Source organism: Pontibacter ramchanderi (assembly GCF_002846395.1).
In the GTDB taxonomy this organism is placed as follows: Bacteria; Bacteroidota; Bacteroidia; order Cytophagales; family Hymenobacteraceae; genus Pontibacter; species Pontibacter ramchanderi.
In genome coordinates this window covers 192790-216546 of record NZ_PJMU01000002.1, presented here as the reverse complement: position 1 = coordinate 216546, position 23757 = coordinate 192790, and the positions used below count along the sequence as shown (strand labels likewise).

28 protein-coding genes are annotated in these 23757 nt (G+C 51.5%); 14 read left to right on the top strand and 14 right to left on the bottom strand.

Features of this window, described 5'->3' with window-relative positions:
* Nucleotides 1–50: 50 nt before the first annotated feature.
* Both BD749_RS07740 and BD749_RS07735 read right to left on the bottom strand, forming a co-directional pair.
* Nucleotides 51–1364 (bottom strand): dicarboxylate/amino acid:cation symporter, encoded by a 1314-nt coding sequence (locus tag BD749_RS07740; RefSeq protein ID WP_101443836.1) that lies wholly within the window; start codon nt 1362–1364, stop codon nt 51–53.
* A gap of 268 nt (nt 1365–1632) precedes the next feature.
* A complete protein-coding gene (locus BD749_RS07735) occupies nt 1633–2091 on the bottom strand; it encodes a peptidylprolyl isomerase (protein ID WP_101443835.1) in 459 nt (152 codons plus the stop codon).
* A gap of 191 nt (nt 2092–2282) precedes the next feature.
* Here BD749_RS07735 and BD749_RS07730 point away from each other — a divergent pair, with 191 nt between their 5' ends.
* Complete coding sequence (locus BD749_RS07730) at nt 2283–2912, top strand: fasciclin domain-containing protein (RefSeq protein ID WP_101443834.1); 630 nt, start codon at nt 2283–2285, stop codon at nt 2910–2912.
* Between the two features lies 1 nt (nt 2913).
* Here BD749_RS07730 and BD749_RS07725 read toward each other — a convergent pair whose 3' ends face one another.
* The 3 genes from BD749_RS07725 to BD749_RS07710 all read right to left on the bottom strand — a co-directional run bounded on the left by BD749_RS07725 (nt 2914) and on the right by BD749_RS07710 (nt 6482).
* On the bottom strand, nt 2914–3615 hold the full coding sequence (locus BD749_RS07725) for an SDR family oxidoreductase (protein ID WP_101443833.1): 702 nt from the start codon (nt 3613–3615) through the stop codon (nt 2914–2916).
* A gap of 696 nt (nt 3616–4311) precedes the next feature.
* On the bottom strand, nt 4312–5235 hold the full coding sequence (gene rsgA, locus BD749_RS07715) for a ribosome small subunit-dependent GTPase A (RefSeq protein ID WP_101443831.1): 924 nt from the start codon (nt 5233–5235) through the stop codon (nt 4312–4314).
* A gap of 5 nt (nt 5236–5240) precedes the next feature.
* Nucleotides 5241–6482: a 3-deoxy-D-manno-octulosonic acid transferase gene (locus BD749_RS07710; protein WP_101443830.1), complete on the bottom strand. Its 1242-nt coding sequence runs from the start codon at nt 6480–6482 to the stop codon at nt 5241–5243.
* Between the two features lie 225 nt (nt 6483–6707).
* On the opposite strand from BD749_RS07710, the gene BD749_RS07705 reads away from it, so the two are divergent.
* From BD749_RS07705 to crcB, 6 genes are all read left to right on the top strand, one after another.
* The gene (locus tag BD749_RS07705) at nt 6708–7292 is read left to right on the top strand and encodes a hypothetical protein (RefSeq protein ID WP_180336349.1); all 585 of its coding nucleotides are present in this window, start codon (nt 6708–6710) and stop codon (nt 7290–7292) included.
* Nucleotides 7293–7425: 133 nt separating this feature from the next.
* Entirely contained in the window at nt 7426–7908 is a 483-nt protein-coding gene (locus tag BD749_RS07700; protein ID WP_101443829.1) for a GNAT family N-acetyltransferase, read from the top strand.
* On the top strand, nt 7905–8531 hold the full coding sequence (locus BD749_RS07695) for a class I SAM-dependent DNA methyltransferase (protein ID WP_101443828.1): 627 nt from the start codon (nt 7905–7907) through the stop codon (nt 8529–8531). The genes BD749_RS07700 and BD749_RS07695 overlap by 4 nt, the downstream gene beginning before the upstream one ends.
* 166 nt (nt 8532–8697) lie before the next feature.
* Complete coding sequence (locus tag BD749_RS07690; RefSeq protein ID WP_101443827.1) at nt 8698–9324, top strand: HAD-IB family phosphatase; 627 nt, start codon at nt 8698–8700, stop codon at nt 9322–9324.
* Nucleotides 9325–9437: 113 nt separating this feature from the next.
* On the top strand, nt 9438–9821 hold the full coding sequence (locus BD749_RS07685) for a VOC family protein (protein ID WP_317046349.1): 384 nt from the start codon (nt 9438–9440) through the stop codon (nt 9819–9821).
* Nucleotides 9822–9891: 70 nt separating this feature from the next.
* Nucleotides 9892–10263 carry a fluoride efflux transporter CrcB gene (gene crcB, locus BD749_RS07680; RefSeq protein ID WP_101443826.1) on the top strand — a complete coding sequence of 124 codons (372 nt, stop codon included), beginning with the start codon at nt 9892–9894 and terminating at the stop codon, nt 10261–10263.
* 64 nt (nt 10264–10327) lie between these two features.
* Here crcB and BD749_RS07675 read toward each other — a convergent pair whose 3' ends face one another.
* Nucleotides 10328–10642 (bottom strand): winged helix-turn-helix transcriptional regulator, encoded by a 315-nt coding sequence (locus tag BD749_RS07675; protein ID WP_101443825.1) that lies wholly within the window; start codon nt 10640–10642, stop codon nt 10328–10330.
* A gap of 122 nt (nt 10643–10764) precedes the next feature.
* Between BD749_RS07675 and BD749_RS07670 the strand changes: the two genes are divergently transcribed.
* On the top strand, nt 10765–11676 hold the full coding sequence (locus BD749_RS07670; RefSeq protein WP_101443824.1) for a ClpXP adapter SpxH family protein: 912 nt from the start codon (nt 10765–10767) through the stop codon (nt 11674–11676).
* 78 nt (nt 11677–11754) lie between these two features.
* Here the strand turns inward: BD749_RS07670 and BD749_RS07665 are convergent, their stop codons facing one another.
* The 4 genes from BD749_RS07665 to BD749_RS07650 all read right to left on the bottom strand — a co-directional run bounded on the left by BD749_RS07665 (nt 11755) and on the right by BD749_RS07650 (nt 15502).
* The gene (locus BD749_RS07665) at nt 11755–12384 is read right to left on the bottom strand and encodes a peroxiredoxin (RefSeq protein ID WP_101443823.1); all 630 of its coding nucleotides are present in this window, start codon (nt 12382–12384) and stop codon (nt 11755–11757) included.
* Between the two features lie 31 nt (nt 12385–12415).
* Nucleotides 12416–12880 carry a Fur family transcriptional regulator gene (locus BD749_RS07660; protein WP_101443822.1) on the bottom strand — a complete coding sequence of 155 codons (465 nt, stop codon included), beginning with the start codon at nt 12878–12880 and terminating at the stop codon, nt 12416–12418.
* 513 nt (nt 12881–13393) lie between these two features.
* On the bottom strand, nt 13394–14167 hold the full coding sequence (locus tag BD749_RS07655) for an enoyl-CoA hydratase-related protein (RefSeq protein ID WP_101443821.1): 774 nt from the start codon (nt 14165–14167) through the stop codon (nt 13394–13396).
* A 69-nt stretch (nt 14168–14236) separates the two neighbouring features.
* Entirely contained in the window at nt 14237–15502 is a 1266-nt protein-coding gene (locus BD749_RS07650; RefSeq protein ID WP_101443820.1) for an aspartate kinase, read from the bottom strand.
* A 92-nt stretch (nt 15503–15594) separates the two neighbouring features.
* Between BD749_RS07650 and fbp the strand changes: the two genes are divergently transcribed.
* Complete coding sequence (fbp, locus tag BD749_RS07645) at nt 15595–16620, top strand: class 1 fructose-bisphosphatase (protein WP_101443819.1); 1026 nt, start codon at nt 15595–15597, stop codon at nt 16618–16620.
* Here fbp and BD749_RS07640 read toward each other — a convergent pair.
* The 4 genes from BD749_RS07640 to yihA form a co-directional block, all read right to left on the bottom strand.
* Nucleotides 16617–16925: a hypothetical protein gene (locus tag BD749_RS07640; protein WP_101443818.1), complete on the bottom strand. Its 309-nt coding sequence runs from the start codon at nt 16923–16925 to the stop codon at nt 16617–16619. The genes fbp and BD749_RS07640 overlap by 4 nt on opposite strands.
* Before the next feature lie 70 nt (nt 16926–16995).
* The gene (locus BD749_RS07635; protein ID WP_101443817.1) at nt 16996–17475 is read right to left on the bottom strand and encodes a DUF5606 family protein; all 480 of its coding nucleotides are present in this window, start codon (nt 17473–17475) and stop codon (nt 16996–16998) included.
* Nucleotides 17476–17497: 22 nt separating this feature from the next.
* Nucleotides 17498–17896: an energy transducer TonB gene (locus tag BD749_RS07630; RefSeq protein WP_101443816.1), complete on the bottom strand. Its 399-nt coding sequence runs from the start codon at nt 17894–17896 to the stop codon at nt 17498–17500.
* 74 nt (nt 17897–17970) lie between these two features.
* Nucleotides 17971–18573 carry a ribosome biogenesis GTP-binding protein YihA/YsxC gene (gene yihA, locus BD749_RS07625; protein WP_101443815.1) on the bottom strand — a complete coding sequence of 201 codons (603 nt, stop codon included), beginning with the start codon at nt 18571–18573 and terminating at the stop codon, nt 17971–17973.
* Nucleotides 18574–19065: 492 nt separating this feature from the next.
* Between yihA and BD749_RS07620 the strand changes: the two genes are divergently transcribed.
* From BD749_RS07620 to BD749_RS07600, 5 genes are all read left to right on the top strand, one after another.
* Nucleotides 19066–21078, top strand: a complete 2013-nt coding sequence (locus BD749_RS07620) for an OmpA family protein (RefSeq protein WP_101443814.1) — start codon at nt 19066–19068, stop codon at nt 21076–21078.
* A gap of 136 nt (nt 21079–21214) precedes the next feature.
* The gene (gene ubiE / locus BD749_RS07615) at nt 21215–21937 is read left to right on the top strand and encodes a bifunctional demethylmenaquinone methyltransferase/2-methoxy-6-polyprenyl-1,4-benzoquinol methylase UbiE (protein ID WP_101443813.1); all 723 of its coding nucleotides are present in this window, start codon (nt 21215–21217) and stop codon (nt 21935–21937) included.
* The gene (gene porT / locus BD749_RS07610) at nt 21886–22644 is read left to right on the top strand and encodes a type IX secretion/gliding motility protein PorT/SprT (RefSeq protein ID WP_101443812.1); all 759 of its coding nucleotides are present in this window, start codon (nt 21886–21888) and stop codon (nt 22642–22644) included. Before ubiE ends, porT begins: the two co-directional genes overlap by 52 nt.
* Before the next feature lies 1 nt (nt 22645).
* Entirely contained in the window at nt 22646–23398 is a 753-nt protein-coding gene (locus BD749_RS07605; protein WP_101443811.1) for an SDR family NAD(P)-dependent oxidoreductase, read from the top strand.
* A gap of 97 nt (nt 23399–23495) precedes the next feature.
* A complete protein-coding gene (locus BD749_RS07600; RefSeq protein WP_101443810.1) occupies nt 23496–23714 on the top strand; it encodes a hypothetical protein in 219 nt (72 codons plus the stop codon).
* Nucleotides 23715–23757: the final 43 nt, after the last annotated feature.

Genomic DNA, 23757 nt, shown 5'->3' with positions numbered 1-23757 from the left:
CAAGACCGCAGGGAAGCAGCCTTGTGTTTTGCTTGAATTATCAGAATTAATTAGTCGTGCAAACCGACGTCTTCCAGCACAGGTGGGTGCAGTTGCCCTTCGGTTTGGGCTACCACCATGGCCACGGTCGCATCGCCGGTTACGTTCACCACGGTGCGGAACATATCCAGAATACGGTCAGGCGCCAGGATGAGGGCGATGCCTTCGATCGGTATACCTGCCTGCTGCAGCACGATTACAAGCATTACCACGCCGGCACCCGGCACGGCAGCTGCCCCGATGGAGGCCAGTGTTGCTGTCATCACAATCCCGAGCTGCGTCATCAGGTCCAGGTCCATGCCGTAGGCTTGCGCAATAAATACGGCAGCCACGGACTGGTACAGGCTGGTGCCGTCCATGTTGATGGTGGCGCCCAGCGGCAGCACAAAACTGGTGATCTCGCGGTTGATGCCCAGTCGCTCTTCGCAGCGCTCCATGGTAACAGGCAGTGTGGCCGCACTCGAAGAGGTGGAAAGCGCCAGCATCTGCGCCGGAAATATACCTTTGAAGAAGTCGGTGTATTTGGTCTTGCCGATAGTGGTCACGAGGATTGGGTAAACAACCAGCATCATAATGGCCAGGCCTGCCGTCACGACAATGCCATAGTAGCCCAGCACCAGGAGTAGTTCCACGGCCGCGGCCGGGTCGTCGCCGGCAAAGTCAACTACCAGGCCGGCCAGCAGGGCGAACACACCATATGGAGCCGCCATCATGATGATGTCCACCATTTTGAGCACAACAAGGTTGACGCCCTCAAAAAAGGCATTGACCGGGGAGGATTTGTCTTTCGGAATCATGATCAGGGCAATGCCGAATAACAGCGCAAAGAAAATGACCTGCAGCATACTGCTGTTGCTGGTCATGGCTCCGAAGATGTTGTCCGGCACAATATCGATGAGCGCCTGTAGCGGGCCCTGCTGATCAACGGCGGCTGCGGCCGATGACCGCTGCTCGGTGGTGGCTGCAAACTGCGATTTGAATTCCTCACGCTTCTCTGGGGAAAAGGCCTTGCCCGGCTCCACCACATTTACGATCACCAAGCCCAATACCACAGCCAGCACGGTGGTCATCAGGTATAAGCCGATGGTTTTGGTGCCAATGCGGGAGAGTTTGCTTACATCACTCAGACTGGCCACACCTGTTATAAGCGATACGAACACCAGCGGCACCGCGATCAGTTTGAGCAGGTTGATAAAGATGGTGCCGAATGGTTTGATCCAATCGGTGGTGAATTCGATCAGACCGTAAGAGCTGGCTACAAATCCCCAGACTACCCCAAGGGTCAGACCGATCAGGATCTGCCAGTGCAGAGCTAATTTCTTCATAAACAGGTGTGTGGCGGGCGCAACGCATCGGCCGCCGGTGTTTGGTGTAAGGTTTAGATTTACGAGGTGCAGGCAAAGAACCAGGTATGGCGCTGCCAATGAGTCCGGAAAGCATGCCCGCGTCAGGTAAAATTAAACAAAATCCTTTAGAATAAAGGAGGATATCCTAATTCTGCTATGAAAAGCGCTATGAACCCTGTTGAGGCAGGGTATAAAGCAAAAAGACCGCAACAGGTGCGGTCTTTCCAACATGCTGGGTATGGAGAGTTTATTCCTCGTTCACCACAATTTTCTCGATTCTGTCGTTGGCCCTGATCTGGTCGATCACATCTACCCCTTCTACCACTTTGCCGAAGCAGGTATGGTTACGGTCGAGGTGGGCAGTGTTTTTACGATTGTGCACGATAAAGAACTGTGACCCACCTGTGTTACGGCCGGCATGCGCCATGCTCAGCACACCGCGGTCATGGTACTGGTTTTCACCGGTCAGCTCGCAGTCGATTTTGTAGCCTGGTCCGCCAGTGCCTGGCACGCCCTTGGCGCCCTCGCGGGTGTTCGGGCACCCGCCCTGAATTACGAAGTCAGGAATAACGCGGTGGAAGGTCAGGCCATCGTAAAAGCCCTCTTTGGCAAGCTTTATAAAATTTTCTACCGTCTTTGGCGCGTCTTTTTCATAGAACTCTACTTTCATGACGCCTTTTCCGGTATGGATTTCTGCGGTTCTCATAATTTTAATTGTTTGGTATAACGTAATACGAACAAGTACAAAAGTACGCAAAATATTAATTGACAGCCAGGCACCGGCACCGCGATTTGATGGAGCCGGCAACTGGCCCGGTATTTGCCAAAACTTGTGGCGCTCCAAAACAGTAATTGTATTATAGCACGACACTCGAAACAGAATAAATCTGAGCCACTATGAAAACGCTGCCCTACTACCTGACTTTGGTTGGACTTACTACCCTGCTGCTCACTGCCTGCGACCAGCCTGAAACTACCCAAACCAGCAACGAGGCTGCACTGCAGGAGGGGGTGAATGCCTTACAGACAAATGGCAGTGTTGCGCCACAAGCCAGCACCGAACGCCAGCTTTCGGGCAGTGCCGACGCAGCCAGTGTCTCCTCCCGTAGCCTGCTGGAGAATATAGCCAGCAACGACGATCTGAGTACGTTCAATGAAATGCTAAAAAAAGCGGGCATTGCTAAAAATCTGCGCGGCACCGGGCCCTATACTGTGCTGGCCCCCTCGCAGGCCGCTTTCCAGGCATTGCCCGACAGCCTGCGCGATCATCTTGAGAGTGCTGAGAACCGTGATCTGCTGCAGCAACTGCTCAACAACCACATCATTGCAGGCAAATTAACCACAAGCGACCTGCAGGACGGAGCTATCCTGAAGACAGTGGCCGGACACCAGCTGAAGGTGGCAAAGCACAACGACAAGGTACAGATCGGGAATGCTCTGATAGAGGACCCCGATGTAATGTGCGGCAACGGCGTGCTGCATGTTGTGAACAGGGTGTTGGTTCCTGTAAAGGAAACGGCGCTTTAATTTAAAACGGGTTAGTTGCCCATACGGCCATCTCAGGTATAAAACCCCGGTCATCCAGCTCCAGTGCGCCTTTTATTGCCCGCGCAATTTCGCGGCCACGCAGTTTGTTTGGCTGGCTGTCGCGTTCTTCTCTTTCTTCGCGGCCAAAGGCGGTGGTCACTTCACTTGGGTTGAGCAACATCACCCGCACATTGTACTTCCGGAGTTCGGCCTGCCAGCACTGCGTCATGCCGCGCAAAGCAAACTTTGACGAAGCGTATACCGTTCCGCCTTCATAGCCTTTAGTCGCCGCTGTGGAGCCGATGTTGATGATGTTGCCGTAGTTCTGCTTTTTGAAAATTTCTGCTGCCCGCTTTCCCATTAGCGCTGCCCCAAACACATTTACACTGTAGATCTGCTGAAAATCCTCTAGCTTCACCTCCTCCAGTTTTTTTGAGAATCCTATTCCTGCATTATTGATCAGCGCATCAAGCCGGCCATATTCTTCCATGAATAGCTGAAAGGTGCGCTTCACGTCCTCCGGGTTGGCCACGTCTGCCGTAATGGGCAGGGCGCCCAGTTCTCTTGCCGCTTTGTGTGTCCGTTTCTCGTCGCGGCCTGTTATGGCTACGTTAGCGCCGTGCTCTATGAGTATTCTGGCGGTGGCGTACCCGATGCCAAGTGTGCCGCCTGTGATCAGAATGTTTGCGTTTTCAATTTTCATAGTGGTCGTGGTGAGGTTCATTCTTTCATAACGGGGTGGGGGAGCTTGTAGTTGAGGTTGCTTCTGGCTTTTCGCCTGGCCGGCGGGGCTGGTTTGCAGGTATAGTTTAATGGCGCGAGCGTCCTCGATCGTGATTGCTATGGTGGTGCATCTGGCCCAGGTATAGATATAGCTACGGCTGTTACAGGTATAGCGGTTTTGCTATTTCATAGTTGGCTTTTCGCCTGTGCGGCGGGCACTCACTTTTTGTCTTGACACAAATCGAGGGCCCCTACCCCCACTCGCTGAACGCTCTTGACAGGGGGACCCCTTCACCCCCAACAGTGGAGCGCCGAAAAGTGCACCTGGCAGAGGAAATTTGCTTTGTAGTTCACGTGCAAGTAAGTCTTGCTATACCTGCCAGGAATGTGTGCCACAACGCTTGTACCTTGGAATGGCAATTACAGTCTCCCCGCCTTGGATAAGGAGGGGTTAGGGGTAGTTGGATTCGGGCCTGCAAAGGTACTGCCGCAACTAAGAAGCTATACCTGTAAAGTAGCAGTAGCAGAAAAGTCCCCCTTCGAAGGGGGCAGGGGGATGTTAATCGTGCAAGAGAATCCTGTAAATCATTAAATCCTGATTCAGACAGGTTATATAGGTGCACGATTCGAACAGGTCACGACCTTTCACTACAAACCTCACCATTCACTAACTCACTCATTTCCTGTTATCCTCCCCCTGCAGCATGCTCAGGTAGCTCTCGTACCGGGTCAGGGCGATTTCGTTCTTGCGTACGGCGTCTACTACGGCGCAGCCGGGTTCATTGAAGTGGGAGCAATTGTTGAAGCGGCACTGGTTGAGGCGCTCGCGCATTTCGGGGAAGAAGTGGCCGAGCTCTTGTTTCGGGATATCGACGATGCCGAGCTCTTTGATGCCGGGCGTGTCGATGATGAAGGTCTCGGGATCGATCTCGAACATCTCGGCGAAAGTGGTGGTGTGCACGCCTTTGTCAGAGAAATCAGAGATTTCGGAGGTTTTTAGGTCGAGATCGGGCACGATGAGGTTGATAAGCGTAGATTTGCCTACGCCTGAATGACCTGAGAATAGAGTGGTTTTACCGTGCAGCAATTCTTTCAGCGTGTCTATACCTTCGTTGGCGTGTGCCGAAACGCCCAACACTTTGTAGCCGATGCGCTCATACAGGTAAGCGATCTGCCGCTGGTATTCCTGCATATCCTCGTCGTAGAGGTCCGTTTTGTTGTACACGATAACGGTAGGTATACCGTAGGCCTCGGCCGTTACAAGGAAGCGGTCGATAAAGCCGAAAGAGGTGCGGGGCGATACCAGCGTAGCAATGAGCAATGCCTGGTCGAGGTTGGCGGCGATGATGTGGGCGTGCTCGGCCTTGTGTGTGGATTTCCGGATGATGTAGTTTTCGCGGTCTTCGATCTTGTGAATCACGGCCGTGTCTTCGCCGGTCGTTTCCACATCGAACTCTACACGGTCGCCCACGGCAAGCGGGTTGCTTACCTTCATGCCCTTGAGCTTGAACTTGCCACGCAGACGGGCCCGGTGCAACTTGCCTTCCCCGTCGCGCACCAGGTACCACGACCCCGTCGATTTTACTACAACTCCTTTCATTCGCTTTATTTCAACAGTTGGCGCACATCGGCCATGATCTTGGCTGTGGCACCTGCCTGTTCGTGTACGTAAGTTTTTTCTTTGTCGGTTATACCCTGGCGCAGTCCGGGCGTGGTATGCACCCGCTCAAATGCCTGCATCAGCTCCTCTGCATTGTTTATCGGGAAGGCGCAACCCAGCTGTACCAGATCCTTCGCTTCCTGAAACTTCTCAAACTTCGGCCCGAAGAACAGCGGCAGCCCAAACACCGCTGCCTCTAATGTGTTGTGCAGCCCCTTGCCGAAAGCCCCTCCGATGTAAGCATAAGTGCCATAGCTGTAGAGCGACGAAAGCATGCCAATGTTGTCGATCACCAGCACGTTATACCTGCCTGCCTCCGCCTCGCTTACCTGCGAGAACCGTACCGCGCCCTCGCCCAGCTGTTGCATGAGTTGGCTGATGCCGCTTTCGTGTATTTCGTGCGGGGCGATGATGAAGGGTATACATTGGCGGTGCTTCTGAATCAGCGGCAATAGCACCTCGATATCCGCGGGCCAGCTGCTGCCGACCATAAACACCTCCTTGCCCAGCGCAAAGGCCTCCACCACAGGTATAGCCTTCACGCTGGCAGCTGTCTGTAACACACGGTCGAAGCGGGTGTCGCCGGCAATGCTGGCTTTGGTGATGCCTATACCTTGCAGGAGCTTTAGGGAAGCCTCGTTTTGGGTATAGATATGCGTGAAGCGCTGCAGCATGCTCCGGTTGAAGCCGCCGTAGGGTTTGAAGAACACCTGGTCGGGGCGGAAGATGGCAGAGATGGAGAGCACAGGTATAGCCCGTTCCTGCAGTGCCTGCAGGTAGTAGTGCCAGAACTCGTACTTCACAAACACCGCCAGCTTAGGCTGTACGATGTCCAGAAAGCGGTTGGCATTGCTGTGGCTGTCGAGTGGCAGGTAGAAAATGTAATCGGCACCCGTATAGTTTTTGCGCACCTCGTAGCCCGAAGGGGAGAAGAAGGTCAGCACCACCTTATACCCTGGAAACACCTGTTTGAAAGCTTCGATAACCGGTCGCCCTTGTTCAAACTCCCCCAGCGAGGCGCAATGAAACCACACCACTGGCGCTGTGTTGCCCTGCAGCTGCTGCGCCATCCGCTCGAACTGCCTTTCACGGCCAGTCTGCATCAGCTTCGCCTTCTGGTGAAAAGGCGCCGTTACCGCAATTGCCGCCTGGTAAGCTTTCAGTCCGATATCGTAGAGTAGTTTCAAAATCTGTAGTGCTGACAATGACCTCACTGTATTTTATACCTATGAGTATCATGGCATTGGTTTCAAGCTGCAAATATAGGGTATTCTGAAGGGATAGTGGTAAAGGGGCCTTACTTTGTGAAAGGTAAGAGAATTGCTTGTGTGGTTGTGCCGATCTGGTATATTTGGTTGTTGATTGGGAAAGGGTGAACAGTAACTACATTTAAAATTCTTCTGATAAGAAAAATGACAGTAAAGAAGCTGATTATCAATAATCTGTCTGGTAAAAAAATAGCTATATTTTTTATCCTGGCTTCTGCCATCTACATAACTATGCTCTTCTTTACAATAGAGCACCTAGTTTTTCTGGCAGATGGGTATAAACCCCTGGACATGTTGCCTCTGGGCTATAACCCGGAATACGTCATCGCGCTTTTAAGCAAGCTTGGTGTGAGTGGCCGGGATTACTACCTGACAAGGCAGCTACCACTTGATTTTTTATACCCGGCTTTCTTTGCCATTACCTATTCTTTACTCTTCGCTTACTTGCTCAAAAAAATCAATAAACTCGATACGAAGTACTTTTATGTTTCTTACCTGCCTCTCCTTGCGGGAGCAGCGGACTATGTGGAGAATCTCTTTATCATTTACTTCCTAAAGTCATATCCTGCCATCATAGCAAATAGCGTTAGCATAGCCTCTGGTTTTTCGGTGATTAAAAGTGCAGCCACTTCCTTGTACTATGTGTTCTTGCTCGTACTAGTGGTTATTTTGGTCAAAAACCACCTGTTTTCTAAAAAGAAAGATACAGTAGCTCCTCATGCACAATAATATCCTTGCTATAAGCTGATATTGTCAGCCAAAGCCACTTTTTAAAAAGCTGAGCAAAGGAGATTCGCTTTACCTAGTAAGCCTTAAGAGTAGTAAATTATGTACGTTTAATATGAGTACAACAAATTAGCCTATGCCCCTCACCATCCGCCCCATCCAACCTTCCGATACCGAGCCACTGGCGACTTTAATCCGAAAGGTTTTCCGGGAGTTCAAGATCGACAAGCCCGGCACCGTGTATACCGACCCGACAACCGACGCCTTGTACGAACTCTTCCGTCAGCCGCGCAGCGCCTACTTTGTGGCAGAGGAAAATGGTACCATCCTGGGTGGCTGCGGCGTATACCCAACCGAAGGCCTGCCCGAAGGCTGCGCGGAGCTAGTGAAATTCTACCTGGCCGCCGAAGCCAGAGGCATGGGAATTGGCAACCAACTGATGCAGCAGAGTATAGCGGCAGCCCGAGAGTTCGGCTATACCCAGCTATACCTGGAGTCGTTCCCCGAACTGGCCAAAGCCGTATCGATGTATGAGAAAGCAGGCTTCAGGCCCATACCGCATGCGCTGGGAAACTCAGGCCACTACGCCTGCAACATCTGGATGCTGAAAGACCTATGACCGTAGAAGAAGCCTATAACAGTTGGGCCGCGCAATACGACACCAACAAGAACCGAACCCGCGACCAGGAAGCCACAGCCTTGCGCACCACACTAGCCGATGTGCCTTTCGAGACGTGTCTGGAAATTGGCTGTGGCACGGGCAAGAACACCGAGTGGCTTGTGCGCAAAGCCATGCACGTGACCGCTGTGGATTTGTCAGGGGAGATGCTGGAGCGGGCCCGCAAGAAAGTGAGCTCGAACAAGGCTGCCTTCCTGCAGGCCGATATCACCCAGCCCTGGCAATTTACAACACAAGGATACGACCTCGTTACCTTCAGCCTGGTGCTGGAGCATATTCAACAACTGGACTTCATCTTTGAACAGGCCGCAGCCGCTCTCAAAACGGGAGGCTACGTCTACATCGGCGAGCTGCATCCTTTCAAGCAGTACACGGGTACCAAAGCCCGCTTCGACACCGAAGAAGGCAGGCAGGAGGTAGAGTGCTATACCCATCATGTGTCCGAGTTTGTGCAGACGGCCAAACAATATGGCCTGAAGCTCGTCGACCTGAACGAATTTTTTGATGACCCCGAGAAGTCAGGTATACCGCGCATCCTGACCTTGCTCTTGCAGAAGATATAGCCTTAGTGAGTACTAACTCTGAAAAGTAGACGGCGCTGATAATAGCTTCCTGAAAGAATCAGAAGGGTGTGAAGGCTTGGCGTATTTCTCTCTTGTTTTAATCAGCGCAACCCACCCGTTTTCCGTAAACTCCATACCTGCCACGGCAGGTATAAAGCACCAACGTATGACGGAAAATAAACAAGAGGAAATAAAAGTTGTCGTGTTCGACCTGAATGGAACGTTCTATACCAAGAGCTCTAAAGAGGAGTTTTTCAAGTTCATCAGCAAAAAGAAACCGCATAAGCTGGGTTATTATTTCCAGATGCTCTACTACAAGGCGCTCCTCAAAATGAACCAGATCCGGATGACCGAGTTCAAGGAGAACTTCTTCAACTACCTCGACAATATACCGCCCGAACAAGTAGAAAAATATGCCCGTGCGTTCTGGAAAGAGGAGTTCCCGGAGCAGTTTAACGAAGCGGTTAAGGCCAAGCTGGACAGGTACAGGCAGGAGGGCGTGCAGGTGATCTGCGCCACAGGCGCGCTGGAGGTATATGTGAAACCCTTGTTCGAGCTATACCCGATCGATACGGTTTTCGGCACACAGGCCAGGTATAACGGCACGACCTACATCGTGGAAGGCAAGGCCTGCAAAGACGAAGAAAAGATAAAGCGGCTCGACAAGCATTTCAAAGGCAAGTCCTACAAGATTGTTGAAGCTTTTTCGGACGCAAAAGAAGACATACTGGACCATGCTGAAAGGGCCTGGCTGGTAAAGGACAGCGGTAAGTTGGTGCCATACGAAAACTAAGCCAGGTATGCCAGTAACAAAGCCTGTAAACTTTAAGCATCGATACCCGACTTATATGCTCTTTATACTATATTAGAGGGAATTTATCTGGCATCCATCAAAAATTAGCAGAAATGGCATCCATTAGCCCTTACCTCACTTTCGCAGGCAACTGCGAAGAAGCGTTCAACTTTTACAGATCTGTTTTCGGCGGCGATTTCCCGTACGTGGGCCGTTTTAAAGACATGCCCTCCGAAAACCCGCTTCCGGAATCAGAAAGAAATAAGATCATGCACATATCCCTGCCAATCAGCAAGGAAACGACCCTGATGGGCAGCGACTCTTCGGAGGCCTTTGGTCACGCGACGGTGATGGGCAATAACTTTTCCATCTCCATCAACGCCGAGAATGAAGACGAAGCCAAGCGCCTGTTCGATGGCTTGTCGGAAGGCGGTAAGGTAACCATGCCGCTGAACAAAACTTTCTGGGGGGGCGCTGTTTGGCATGTTCACCGATAAGTTTGGCATCCAGTGGATGGTGAACTACGACTACGAGCAGAAGCACTAATATTATTCTGAATTCTGGTACATGAAGATACTTTTAGCAATAGGAGCTGGCAGTTTTATTGGCGGTACTTGCAGGTATCTGTTGTCACAGTTTATCCAGGCAAGGTCGACTATTCCGTTTCCTTTTGCTACGCTGACCATAAATATTATCGGTTGCCTGCTGATCGGGCTAGTGTTTGGCCTCGGCGCTAAAGGTGGAATAACCCCGGAGTGGCGTTTATTCCTGGCAACAGGTATACTAGGCGGATTCACCACGTTTTCAGCTTTCTCCTACGAAACAGTGCATATGCTGCAAAACGGGCAAATGAGCAGTGCCATGGCTTATGTGCTGGCAAGCGTGCTGCTGGGCTTATTGGCCACCTTTCTTGGTTTCTGGCTCGCGAAGCTGGTGTAGTCTATACCATGAAAGCGGAGATACAAAAAAGTCCTGGCGGTAACCAGGACTTTTTTGTTATGGTTTAGCTCAGGAAGCCTTCCATACTTCTGAAAACTGATACCATCGCCTGGCCTTTCTCTGATAAGGTATACTCTATGTGCAGGGGCTTTTCCTGTACCACAGTCTTCACCAAGATCTCCGCCTCCTCCATCTCTTTGAGCGCCGTTGCCACCGACTGCTTGTTGGAGCCCGGCAGCTGACGCAGCAGACCGTTAAAACGCACTGGTCCGTCCAGGGCCAGCCGGAAAATCTGCGGCTTCCATTTTCCGGACAACTGCTTCAATATACTTTCGGCAGGGCAGCTCGCTTCCTCTTGTGGTAAATTGTTGGTAGTCATGTTTTTTTGACTAATTGACTCTCCAAAGGTTTAGTCCGACCTTTGTATCAGTAGTTCAGCAAAGCCTGCTGATTACTGGTTAACAAGTTGATTTTATAAAGTTTAATACAAGATAAAAGATTATGGAGACGAAACCAACGATGCTTTGCGATATTGAGACCGGTATGTGCGAAATTCCGGGAGCGCAGGCCACGACAGAAGATACGAACATTGCCGCAGCCCAGAAACCAATCAAGCTGCTCTATTTCACCGACCCGATCTGCTCGTCGTGCTGGGGCATCGATCCGCAACTGAAGAAACTGGCGCTGGAGTACGGGCCCTACTTTGAAGTAGAGTACCGCATGGGCGGCCTGCTGCCAAGCTGGGAAGCCTACGGCGGCCGCGACGTGAACGGACCTGCCAGCGTGGCCCAGCACTGGGAAGAGGCCGGCGCCCACTACGAGATGCCGATCGACGGCGACCTGTGGCTGGAAGACCCGCTGCCATCCTCTTACCCTCCGTCCATTGCCTTTAAGGCAGCCCAGCTGCAGGGCGAGGAGAAGGCTGGAGCCTTCCTGAGAAGGATAAAGGAGATGATCTTCCTGGAGAAGAAAAACATTGCCCGCTGGGATAACCTGGCGCTGGCTGCTGAGCAGACAGGCCTGGATGTGGCCCAGCTCAAGGCCGACTTCGAAGGCAAAGCCGTCGAGTTGTTCCAGCAGGACCTGACGCTGGGGCGGCAACTGGGCGTGCGCGGCTTCCCGACTATCTTTGTGACAGACGAAAAAGATAACCGCATCCTGGTTTACGGCTCCCGCCCATATGCGCAGTACGAGCAGGCACTGCTCCAACTGCACCCTGAAGCCGCTAAGCAGCAGTATGATACTAGCTATACCTCGCTTTTCGGTAAGTATAGCACACTGACTACAAAAGAGTTCGCGGTGCTTTCAGGTATGAAAACCACTGAGGCCGAAGCCCACCTGCAGCAACTGCAGGCGCAGGGCAAGATCGGAAATTATGCTTCCAAGAACGGTCCCCTTTGGAAGAGTTTTTAAGTGGATAGCCCATTTCATAAAAAACAAAAAGCCCCGGCATATGCCGGGGCTTTTTCTATGCTTTAAGCTAGGTGTAGCTTAGTGCTTTGCCAGGTAGTTCGATACGCCTTCTTTTGTAGCGCTCATGGCTTCTTTGCCTTCAGACCAGTTGGCTGGGCAAACTTCACCTTTCTGCTCGAAATACTGCAGGGCGTCTACCATGCGCAGGGCCTCGTCGATAGAGCGGCCAAGCGGAAGATCGTTTACCACCTGGTGACGAACCACGCCTTCTTTGTCGATCAGGAACAGACCGCGGTAAGCAACCGGCTCACCTACGAAGATCGCTTCGCCTTCTTCGTTGTAGTCGTAGTGACCAGCCAGCACGTCGAAGTTCTGCGCGATTGTCTTGGCAGCGTCAGCTACCAGCGGGTACTCAACACCCTCGATACCGCCCTGGTTGCGTGGTGTGTTCAACCAGGCAAAGTGAGAAAAATGCGTGTCGGTAGAGCAACCAACTACGGCTACGTTCTTACGGTCAAACTCTTCCATTCTGTCCTGGAACGCGATGATCTCGGTAGGGCAAACGAAAGTGAAGTCCATTGGGTAGAAATAGAAAATCACGTGCTTCTTGCCGATGTACTGGTCAAGAGAGAAGTTCTCTACGAATTCGCCGTTTACTACAGCTGTAGCTTTGAAAGAAGGTGCTTTTTTACCTACTAATACTGCCATTTTGTTTTGTTTTATTGGGTTTTGAAATAATCTATTTAGAAACTCTTGTAATGCTTATTTTTTTATCGGGCTCCACTTTACAACCAGTCAGCTGTATCGAGAAGCCTTTGATCTCGAAGTTTTCCAGCTTTCGCTTGCTAAAGAAATTGAGCAGCAACTGCTCCAGCTCCTTATCCTCAAAATCAACGATCTCCTTCGTTTTGCTGCAGTAGATGTGGCTGTGCGTCATGGTATTGGCGTCGTAACGCTTGCTGCCTCCTTCCGACACCACCCGCCGCAGCATACCTGTTTCGGTAAAGGTATCGAGGGTCTTGTAAACCGTGCCGAGTGAAATGGTTGGATTAGCAGGTTTTAAGCGCTGAAAAACATCCTCTGCCGTGGGGTGCGAGCCATGCAACTCCGCCACCGCTTCGAGCACCACAATGCGCTGGTGCGTGGCTTTCAGGCCGCACTCCGTCAGGCTTTGTCGTATCTCGTCTCGGGTCAGGTATTGCATACTTCAGATAAGAATGATTCTTAACTAGGAATAGTTCCGCAAAGGTAAAGCTTCTTGCTAAGAATAAAAAGTGAAGCAATAAAAGTTGTGCGTGAATGGGGGAACTTTGGGGGTGGAGGAAGTTAGAGAGTTGAGGAGTTAAAGAGTTTGGGAGGTATGATGGTAGGGACAGGTCGCGACCTGTCCGAATCGTGCACAGGCTATACCTGTTCCTCGCTCGCGTCTCGCGAGTGTGAGCTATAGGGCGAACTTTCCGAAAGCGTTCAGGATCTGAGACTGGCTGCTGGTGTTCGTACCACTGGCACCTCACCAAATCACGCATGCTTCCAGGATGAGAGTGAGAGCAATGAAATTGTCATTTCGAACACGCCCGAAACGTGAGTCGAAGGGGGCAAGCGTAGCTCAGAGAAATCTGAAGTGTGTCGATGCTTTATCAGATTTCTTACTGCGTTCGAAATGACAAGTGGAGTTTCGATCCTAAACTTTCAAACTCCTAAACTCCTAAACTTAACTCTACCGCCCTTTAAACTCCGGCTTACGCTTCTCTACAAAGGCGTTCATACCTTCTGTTTGATCTTCGGAGGCGAAGCAGAGGTAGAAGTTTTTGCGCTCGAAGTGCAGACCCTCATCCAGGTTGGTCTCAAAAGAGCGGTTCACAGATTCTTTAGCCAACTTGGCAGCTACTGGCGACATTTGAGCCACATCGCCGGCCAGTTTAAAGGCTTCTTCCAGGTATAGCTCCACCGGCACCACACGGTTGATTAAGCCATGTTTCTCAGCTTCGTCGGCGCTCATGAATTTGCCGGTCAGCACCATTTCCATAGCTTTGGCTTTGCCAATGGCTTTGGTGAGGCGCTGCGTACCACCCGCACCCGGCATCACCCCAATCTTAATTTCCGGCTGACCGAACTGTGCTGTCTCCGAAGCCACGATCATGTCGCAGGTCATGGCCAGTTCGCAGCCGCCGCCCAGTGCAAAACCTGATACGGCTGCTATGATTGGCTTCTTGGTCTTTCGGATCTGGTCCCAAGTGGAAAACTGGTCGATGTTAAGCATGTCGATGGCTGTTTTGCCAGCCATTTGCTTGATGTCGGCACCCGCGGCAAAGGCACGTTCGTTGCCCGTGATGATGATGGCCCGCACCTCGTCATTCTCGTCTAGCTCTTTCAGGGCGTCGCGCAGTTCGCCCATCAGCTGCAGGTTCAGGGCGTTGAGTTCTTTCGGGCGGTTAAGTTGGATCAGGGCCACGTGCGGACGGGCCTGTGGGGTAACGAGTATAAATTCCATAGTTTAGTCGAATTAGTTTCGGACTAAGTTACGGCTTTTGCAGGAATTGGGAAAAAGGCAGGAGGAAGGTCAACGGCACACTACCTGAAAGGTCGTTCTGGTCCGCTGCTCCAGCAATAATTCTTTGCCTTTGGTAATCTCCTGTATACTTTCGTTGTCGTAGTTCTTGATCGTGAAAAGCTGCAAAGCGGTGTTGTAGTGGATCGTAAACTGATCCTTCAAAGTATCAAGCAGCTTCTGAAGGCGTTCTTCATTATAGTCAGTACAGATCGAAAAGGAGATGGCCGAATTCTGCATCAGGTTGATCTTGAGCCGCAGCTCCGACAAGGCATTGAAGATGGTGCCCAGGTTCTTCTCGCTGATGAAAGTAAAGTCCTTGGCGCTGAACGACACCAGGCACTGGTTATCCTTCACGATATAGGCCGGACTCAGTTTCTCGAAGCGGCAGTCGCAGATCTTGGTGCCCTCGGCGGTTGGGTCCAGAAACGACTTTACATAAAGCGGAATCGATTTATTGGCTAGTGGCTTGATCGTCTTCGGGTGAATCACGGAGGCGCCGTAGTAGGCCATCTCTACCGTTTCCTGGTAATCCAACTCGCGGTAGCGCACGGTGTGGGCAAAGCGCTTCGGGTCTGCGTTGAGCAGGCCGGCTACGTCTTTCCAGATATAAAGCCCCTTGGCATCGAGGCAGTAGGCGAAGATGGCCGCACTGAAGTCGGAGCCCTCGCGGCCCAGCGTGGTGGTGAGGCCATTGTTGGTGCCGCCCAGGAAGCCTTGCGTTACAATTAGCTGGTTTTCCAGTAAGGCAGGCAGGTCGCGTTTAATCACCCGCTCGGTCCAGGCCCAGTCTACGCGGGCCTCGCGCCAGGTAGTATCGGTTTGGATGTACTTGCGGCTATCGACCCATGCATTGGCTATACCTTGCTCCTGCAGAAAATAGTGCACAATAACAGAAGACAGCAGCTCGCCAAAGCTTACGACCTGGTCGTAGCCTCTATCGTGATTAGTAATTAACTGACTTTTAGAGGTTTGTAACACTTGCTGTAATTGGGCGAACAGATGTTCGAGGCGTTCGTATACAGGGTGTTCCCGGTTCGGGAAAAGCTCATGAACAATAGCTAAATGATACTGGCGGCTCTGCTGCAGGGCTTCGCTGAAATCTTGCCCGGCGGTAGCCAGGTCGTATACCTGTTCGAGGGCATTGGTCGTTTTGCCCATGGCCGATACCACCAGGAGCAATTCTTTATTGCCGCCTTGCGCGGAAACGATTTGCGACAGATTCTGCAGTGCGCTGGCGTCCTTCACGGAGGCGCCGCCAAACTTAAATACTTTCATCAATTAAGGCTATTGCTGCGTAAATGTAAGTATCCTTCGGTTATGTTTCAAAATGTCATATTTTTGTAGCTATATATTTAAATTTCACCATAATGAATGACAAACTAGCGCTTCCTGTCGGTACTACGCTTGACAGGTTTATCATGAGAAAGCAGGAGGACTTCCCCTTTGCAACCGGAGAACTATCGCAGTTGCTGCGTGATATCGCCCTGGCAGCCAAGATCGTGAACCGCGAAATCAACCGTGCCGGCCTGATTGATGTGACCGGAGCCTACGGTCAGCAGAACGTGCAGGGAGAAGAACAACAGAAACTCGACGTGATCGCCAACATCCGCTTCATACGCGCCCTTCGTAACGGAGGCGAGGTGTGTGCCATCATCTCAGAGGAAGAAGACGAGATTATCCAGACAGGCAACCTGAAAGGCAAATACATTGTGGCCATCGACCCCCTCGACGGTTCTTCCAACATTGATGTGAACGTATCGATCGGCACTATTTTCTCGATTTACCGCCGCGTGTCTGAGGCAGGCACTGAAGGTACGCTGGAGGACTGCATGCAGAACGGCACGCACCAGATCGCAGCCGGCTATGTGGTGTACGGCTCTTCGACCATGCTTGTGTATACCACGGGCCACGGTGTGAACGGCTTTACGTATGAACCATCGCTGGGCGAGTTTTTCCTTTCTCACCCAAACATGTGTACCCCAAAAACAGGCACGATCTACTCTTGCAACGAAGGTGGCTACAACAGCTTCCCGCAGGGTATCAAAGATTATCTGAGCTATTGCAAAGAGAATGGCTACTCAGGCCGCTACATCGGTTCGCTGGTATCTGATTTCCACCGTAACCTGATCAAAGGCGGGGTATACATCTACCCGGCTACGGCCAAAGCGCCAAATGGCAAGCTGCGCCTGCTGTATGAGTGCAACGCGCTGGCCTTTATTGCGGAGCAGGCTGGTGGTAAGGCCTCTAACGGAAAAGGCCGCATCATGGAAATGGAGCCTACTGAACTGCACCAGCGCTCCCCGCTCATCATCGGTTCCGCCGAAATGGTGGACAAGGTAGAGGAGTTTATGAAAGCTGAAGTGAAAGAAGCGGCGGCGGTTGCAGCCAACTAATTCTGACTATACCGGAAGCGGATCTGCGCTTTAAGCAGTTCCCGCTCCACAATCAAACGGGCTATGTTGTCGGCCACCTCTTCTTCGGAGGCCGCAAGCATGGCCCGTTTTACTTTGTGCTCCTCCACATCGATGCGGTAGAGGATATGCAGGAACTGATTCATGTTGTGCCGTAGCAGGTATAGGACCATGCGTGCCACCTGCCTTATCAGTTCCTCCTGATCAGAGGGTAGCTGATGGTCGGCCTCAAAAACCCGCTGGAGCTGCCGCGCAACGCTGGACAGAAGGGCAGGGGAGTAAGTCATAGGTATAAGCGTAAGGTATAGCGATAAAAAAAGCCCTCCTGTCCGGAGGGCTTTTCTATAGGGCAGTTTCTTATTTCTTGGCTTTCTTTGCCTTTGATTCGGCCTTTTCTTCGGAGCCTTCTTCCACTTTCTCTTCCGGGGCAGCCTCTTCGCCTGCTGTGAAGCCAACGTGCTTGTTCACGATGCTGTACCAGCTGGCCAGTTTGCGCATGTCCGATACATACACGCGGTCCTCGTCGTAGTCAGGCAGCACATCCGCCATAAAGCTTTTGAGCTCTTCATCAGAAGGCTTCTCGCCGAAAGGCAGCTCACCGTTGTATTTTTGGTGAATGCGGTCCATTACGTCGGCCAGTGGCACGGTTGCTTCCTCGTCGGTGGTGTAGATCGAGATCTCGTCCAGCAGCGACATGCGGTGGCGCGCCTGGGCTACCATACGGGTAGGTTTGTCCGAAAGGCTCTCTACGATCACGCCATTGCGTGTAGGCTTTACAATGCGGTAAAGTCCGCTCATGCCGGCAATGGCTGAAACTTGTCTTAAATCAATAGGCATAATCAGGTATAAAAACTGTTGGTTATAGTTTGAACATTATTGGCACGCTGGCCACCATGCCGAAGCCAGGCCCGGGTGCTTTGAATTTCAGTAACTTGGCAATTCGCAAGGCCTCCTCTCCGGTACCCGCCCCTGCGTTTTTGAGTACTTTGAAGCCCGAGGTAGAGCCGTCCTCGTTCAGCGTGAAGCTGACGATGCACTCGCCCTGTACCCGGTTGCGGCGAGCCAGCGCCGGATACTTAATCTGTTTGTCGATAAACTGGTACATGGCCTCCTGGCCACCTTTGTAGTACTCCGCTACCGCAATAGACTTCGACGGCATCCATACCTCTTTCTCCTTAGCCGTATCAGCTGACTGAGCAGTGGCGACAAAGCTCACAAAGGCAAATAAAAGAAACAAAAACGAGATTTTACTTTTCATAAGGGTAAACAATTTAAGTTTATGTTGGTGCACACCTGGTACCTCTACCACCTAAACCGCAAACCCTGTGCCTGTTAGTACTGCGCCTGTGCGTTTACCTCGTCTATAAATCGGAGGATCTCGTCGCGCCCGGCTCTGTCTACAGCGGAGGTTTTGAACATGCGGGGTAGTTCGTCCCAGGTTTCCTGCATCTTACGGGAGTAGGCGGCTATGGTTGAGTCGGTCTTGGCGGCCGACTGCTTGTCGGTTTTGGTGAACACGATCACAAATGGAACGCCCAGATTGCCCAGATAGTGTATAAAGTCGAGATCCACCTTCATGGGCTCGTGCCGTGAGTCGATGAGGACAAACACACAGGTCAGGTTCTCACGTTTCTGCATGTAGTAGTTAATCATCTTGCGCCACTGCTCCCGCGACTCCTTGCTCACCTTTGCGTAGCCGTAGCCCGGCAAGTCAACCAGATACCATTGGTCGTTTATCAGGAAATGGTTGATAAGCTGTGTCTTGCCCGGAGACTGTGAGGTCTTGGCCAGGCCTTTCTGCTCGGTAAGCATGTTGATGAGCGAGGACTTGCCCACGTTGGAGCGGCCGATGAAGGCATACTCTGGTTTGTTCGGTTCCGGGCACAGGTCTACCCGGGTGTTACTTACTAAGAATTTTGCTTCTTTGATCACCATGTGCTGTCGCTAGCTTAAACCACCAGGCCGGCAGCCTGTGTTGGTGTGGTATTTTAATATTTACGGTATGTGCTGCGCCCTAAGACAGGAGCTTGCAGCCGATTTGTCAAAATTACTATTATTTTAGCAAACATGGTTTGATTAAACTACAGGGAGGGCAAGTTGGGCTGAAGGTGATTCTATTTTGAAATATCAAAAATGTTTTACTAAATAATCCATAATCCTATATAGTTTATATGTATATTTTAATATATTTGCTTTCTGAGCTGAAGTTGGGTTGCAACAGTAGTATATAAAAATAGGTATTTGTGTATCTATTGCTGCCTTGTAAACGTAAGGGGGATGTTGTTGGAAGTAGGGAAGGACTAGTGCATAACAGCAGGAGTGAGACGTCGGGTGACAGTATACCTTGTCGATAGGCGGATAGAACTCTTCAAAAAGAATTAACACATATTTCCATACAAACAATAAGTATAACAAACCCTTTACAGCATGAATAATTTAGCCAAATTATTTTCACGGCTTTCCTTAGCGCTGGCGGTTACCTGTGTGAGTGCCTACACAGCAGACGCGCAGAGCAACAGAAAGCTGGTACGGACTGGAAACAAATTTTTTGACCGTGAAAACTACCGCGCTGCCCTGCCTTACTACGAGCAGGTGCTGGCCAATGACCCAAACAACGCTGAAGCCCTCTACTTTGCGGGTATCAGCTACATGACTTTTGATAAAGAGAAAGCAGCAGAGTACATCAACAAAGCACAGTCTGTAAAGCCTAACGTAGACCGTGATATCGAATACTGGCTGGGCCGTATCAATCACATCAACTACCGCTTCGATGACGCTATCAAGCACTACCAGGCGTATATTCCAAATGTGCGCAAGCGTGACGACTGGCGCCGTGAGGAGGTAGCCATGCTGATCCAGCATAGCCGCAACGCCCAGAAGGAAGTAGCCAACCCGAAAGATATTTTCGTGAAGAACCTGGGTGGCGTGGTAAACACGGAGTATTCGGAGCACAGCCCGGTAATTTCGTCTGACGATAATTACCTGCTATTTACTTCGCGCAGTGCCGGTAACAACCAAAACAGCTCTAAAGCCGCTGACGGTGAGTATTTCGAAGATATCTACGAGACACGCCGCATCCAGGGCGACGAGTGGGAGCAGCCGCGCTCTATTGCCGGTAACCTGAAGAGCTCTGGCCACGACGCCTCTATCCAGCTGTTCGACAACGATACCAAGATGCTGTTGTACCGCTCTGTGAACAACGGTGACATCATGTACTCTGAGCGTCAGGCCGACGGTTCGTGGGGCGATGCCAAGAGCATTGGTTCAAACATTAACACAGCCGATTTCGAGTCTGATGCCTTTATTACCCCAGACAACCAGCGCCTGTATTTCTCTACCAGCCACTACTCCGAAGACGGCGACCTGGATATTTACGTATCGCAGCGTCAGCGTAACGGTGAGTGGGGTAAGCCTCGCAGCGTAGGTGCCGCTATCAACACCAAGTTTGACGACGATAGCCCATACATGGCGGCTGACGGTTCGCTGTACTTTGCCTCACGCGGTCACAACACGATGGGTGGTTACGACATTTTCGTGGCCAGATACGATTCAGTGGCTAAGCGTTTCGCCCGTCCTGAAAACCTGGGCTACCCGGTTAACACGCCAGACGACGACACATACTACCGCCTGAGCCCGGACGGAAGCTACGCTTACCTGTCTTCTTACCGCATCGGTGGCTACGGCGAGAAAGATATCTACACGATCAACTACATCCGCGCAGCCCGTGTAATGGGTCGTGTGTTTGCAACAAACGATAGCCTGGCTATACCTGGCCTGGAGTTGGTTTTCAACGGTCAGCAAGCTGACAAGCGCCCGATCTCTTACCGTGACGTGACCAAGCAGGAAGACGGTCTGTATGACCTGCGCATCCTGTCTGGCCGTACTTACCAGGTGGAGATCACAAAAGACGGTCAGGTGTTGACGACGGAGTCTTTCGAGATGCCTATGGTTCTCAACGACACGACCACTGTAGAGCAGAACTTCTACATCGACTTCGGTGATGACCCAACCCGCGTAACTACCGCGCCAGTGCTGGCTGCTGACGGTAAGCCTAGAGACAAGGGTGCAGCCACCATGGAGTTCAAAAACATCTACTACGATACCGACAAGTACGAGCTACGTGCTGAGTCGATCCGTGAGCTGGATGCTGTGGCTGCTTACATGAAAGCCAACCCGAACGTGAACGTGAGCATCGAAGGCCACACCGACTCACGCGCCAGCGAGCAGTACAACATGACACTGGGTGAGAACCGCGCTAATGCTGCCTACGACTATCTGGTGCAGCAGGGCATCTCTCCACGCAGACTGGTAACTGTAAGCTACGGCGAGCGTCGTCCGGTTGCTACGAACAACTCCGCTGCTAACATGCAGTTGAACAGAAGAACAGAGTTTAAGATTATTCAGCGTCAGGACACGCAGCAGGAAGTACCTGTAAAATAAGTCGCCTGACCACATTGTATAAATAAAAACAGGCTGGGCATTCGCTCAGCCTGTTTTTTTATAATAATGGAACATATACTGTGCATAATAGTTACAGGTAGAGTATTTTTGTTCTTTTATTACAAAAGCATAACCCATGGCGGTAGTACCCTACAAAGACCAGAATAACGATAAGAAATCGCAGGTTGCGCAGATGTTCGACAACATTGCAGGCAAATACGACTTTCTCAACCACTTCCTGAGCGCCGGTATTGACATCATTTGGCGCAAGAAGGCGGTAAGCCTGCTCAAAGCCGAAAAGCCAAAGCAAATGCTCGACATAGCCACCGGCACCGCAGACTTTGCCATCGAGGCCCTAAGTCTCAACCCCGATAAGATCACGGGCGTTGACATTTCGGAAGGGATGCTGGCAGTGGGTCGTGAAAAGCTGAAGCGCAAAGGGCTGAGCCATAAGATTGAGCTCAGGTATGGCGATTCGGAGAAACTGCCTTTTGAGGACAATAGCTTTGACGCCATTACAGTGGCTTTCGGGGTGCGCAACTTCGAGAACCTGAAGCAGGGCCTATCCGAAATGCGCCGTGTACTTAAGCCGGGCGGCACAGCCGTGGTACTGGAGTTCTCCAAACCGCAGAGCTTCCCGATGAAGCAGCTGTATCAATTTTATTTTAAGAATATACTACCGATGGTAGGTAAATTCGTTTCAAAGGACCGTGCTGCCTATACCTACCTGCCCGAGTCGGTGCAGGCGTTCCCGGACGGCAGGGACTTCCTGAACATCTTTGAAGAAGTTGGCTTTAAACAAACAAAATGGCATTCACTCACATTTGGCATCAGCTCTATCTACACCGGCAAAAAATAGGCTTTGCGGTATTTTTCCTGATTTTTCTGGCAAGCGCCGTGCAGGTACAGGCCCAGACGCAGAAAGTTAAAGCCGAGAATAAACCAGGCTACGACGAAAAGCGCATTCACTACGGCTTCTACCTGGGTATGTCGTACTCCAAGTACCACATTGAGCACTCTCAGGCCTATGCAGACCAGGCAGCCACTGGTACACAGGTGAACACCATGAACGAGCTGGGCTTTTACCCGGGTCTGGTATTGAACGTGCGTCTGCTGGAATACCTGGATGCCCGCTTTGTGCCTGGCGTGGGCTTTTATGGACGAAGCATCGACTTTGAAAGAAATGATACGCCTGAAGGGGAAGGCGGAAGCTTTGACAACACGACCTTTGCTTCCCCGGTGATTGAATTGCCTGTGCTGCTAAAGTACAGAGCAAAGCGCCGTGGCAACTTCAGGATGTACATGGTAGGCGGTGTGAAGGCAAGCCGGGTGCTGGGTAACACGACCCACACGCAAAACCGCGACCTGCTGCGCATTAATCGCAACGACTTGTCGATAGAGTACGGCGTCGGGCTGGACATCTTTTACCCGTACTTCAAGTTTGCGCCGGAGCTACGCTTCTCACACGGGCTGACGAACCAGAAAAGCCATTCCGGAGGCGAGTACAGCCCGCTGATCGACAGAATGACTACCCGCAACCTATCGTTAATCTTCCATTTTGAATAATATGGCACGCATTGCACTTGTAACAGGAGCCACTTCAGGGATAGGCCGCGCCACGGCATTTGCCCTGGCCAAAGCAGGTTATCAGATCATTGCTACCGGGCGCAGGTTGGAGCGCCTGCAGGAATTGCAGCAGCAGATAACAGAAGTGCCGGTGCATACGCTGGCTTTTGATGTGCGTGACCGGGAAGCCGTGCAGGCAGCCATCAGCAGCCTGCCTGAGGAGTGGCAAGGTATAGACGTGCTGGTGAATAACGCGGGAAACGCCCATGGCCTGGCGCCGGTGCAAAGCGGCAACCTGAACGACTGGGATGCTATGCTGGACATCAATGTGAAAGGGTTACTGTACGTGACACATGCCGTGCTCCCGCTGATGCTCCGCCGCAAGAAGGGCCACATCATCAACATTGGCTCCATTGCTGGCAAAGAGGTATACGCCAATGGCAACGTGTACTGCGCCTCCAAGTTTGCAGTGGACGCCCTCTCCAAAGGTATGCGCATCGACCTGGTGCAGGAAGGTATAAAAGTGTCGGAAGTGAACCCGGGCCTGGTGGAGACAGAATTCTCGGAAGTGCGCTTTAAGGGCGACAAGGAACGCGCCGCTACTGTTTACAAGGGCTATGAGCCGTTGCGGGCAGAAGACATAGCGGATCTGATTGCCTTTATGGTGACGCGTCCTGCCCACGTTAACATTGCGGAAGTGATGATTCTGCCGGCCGCGCAAGCTTCGTCAACTGTAGTGAACAAGCAGGTATAGCCAGTCTTTGCTGACAACCCACCCTTTGGGCTGGCCGTACCTAAGGGGGAACGTCCGTAACAATTGCGGACCTGGGACGATCTAAAAAATCAACGATATGGCTACTAACAAGCAAAATTCAGAAGAGAACAAGAACAGACAAAAACCTGAGAAGGGCGCAAACTCACAGCCCATGCCTGAGAACTACTCAAATGAGGCAAATCACAAAGGTGCTACAGACCTAGGCACAGAGGGGACAAAAGCAACCGCCAGCCAACAGCAAGGACAAGGCTCCTGGAGAGCAAAAGACTCCAATGATCAGGGCAAAAACAAATAGTCTGTATACCTACATAAAAAAGAGAGAGTTGACTACAGTAGCC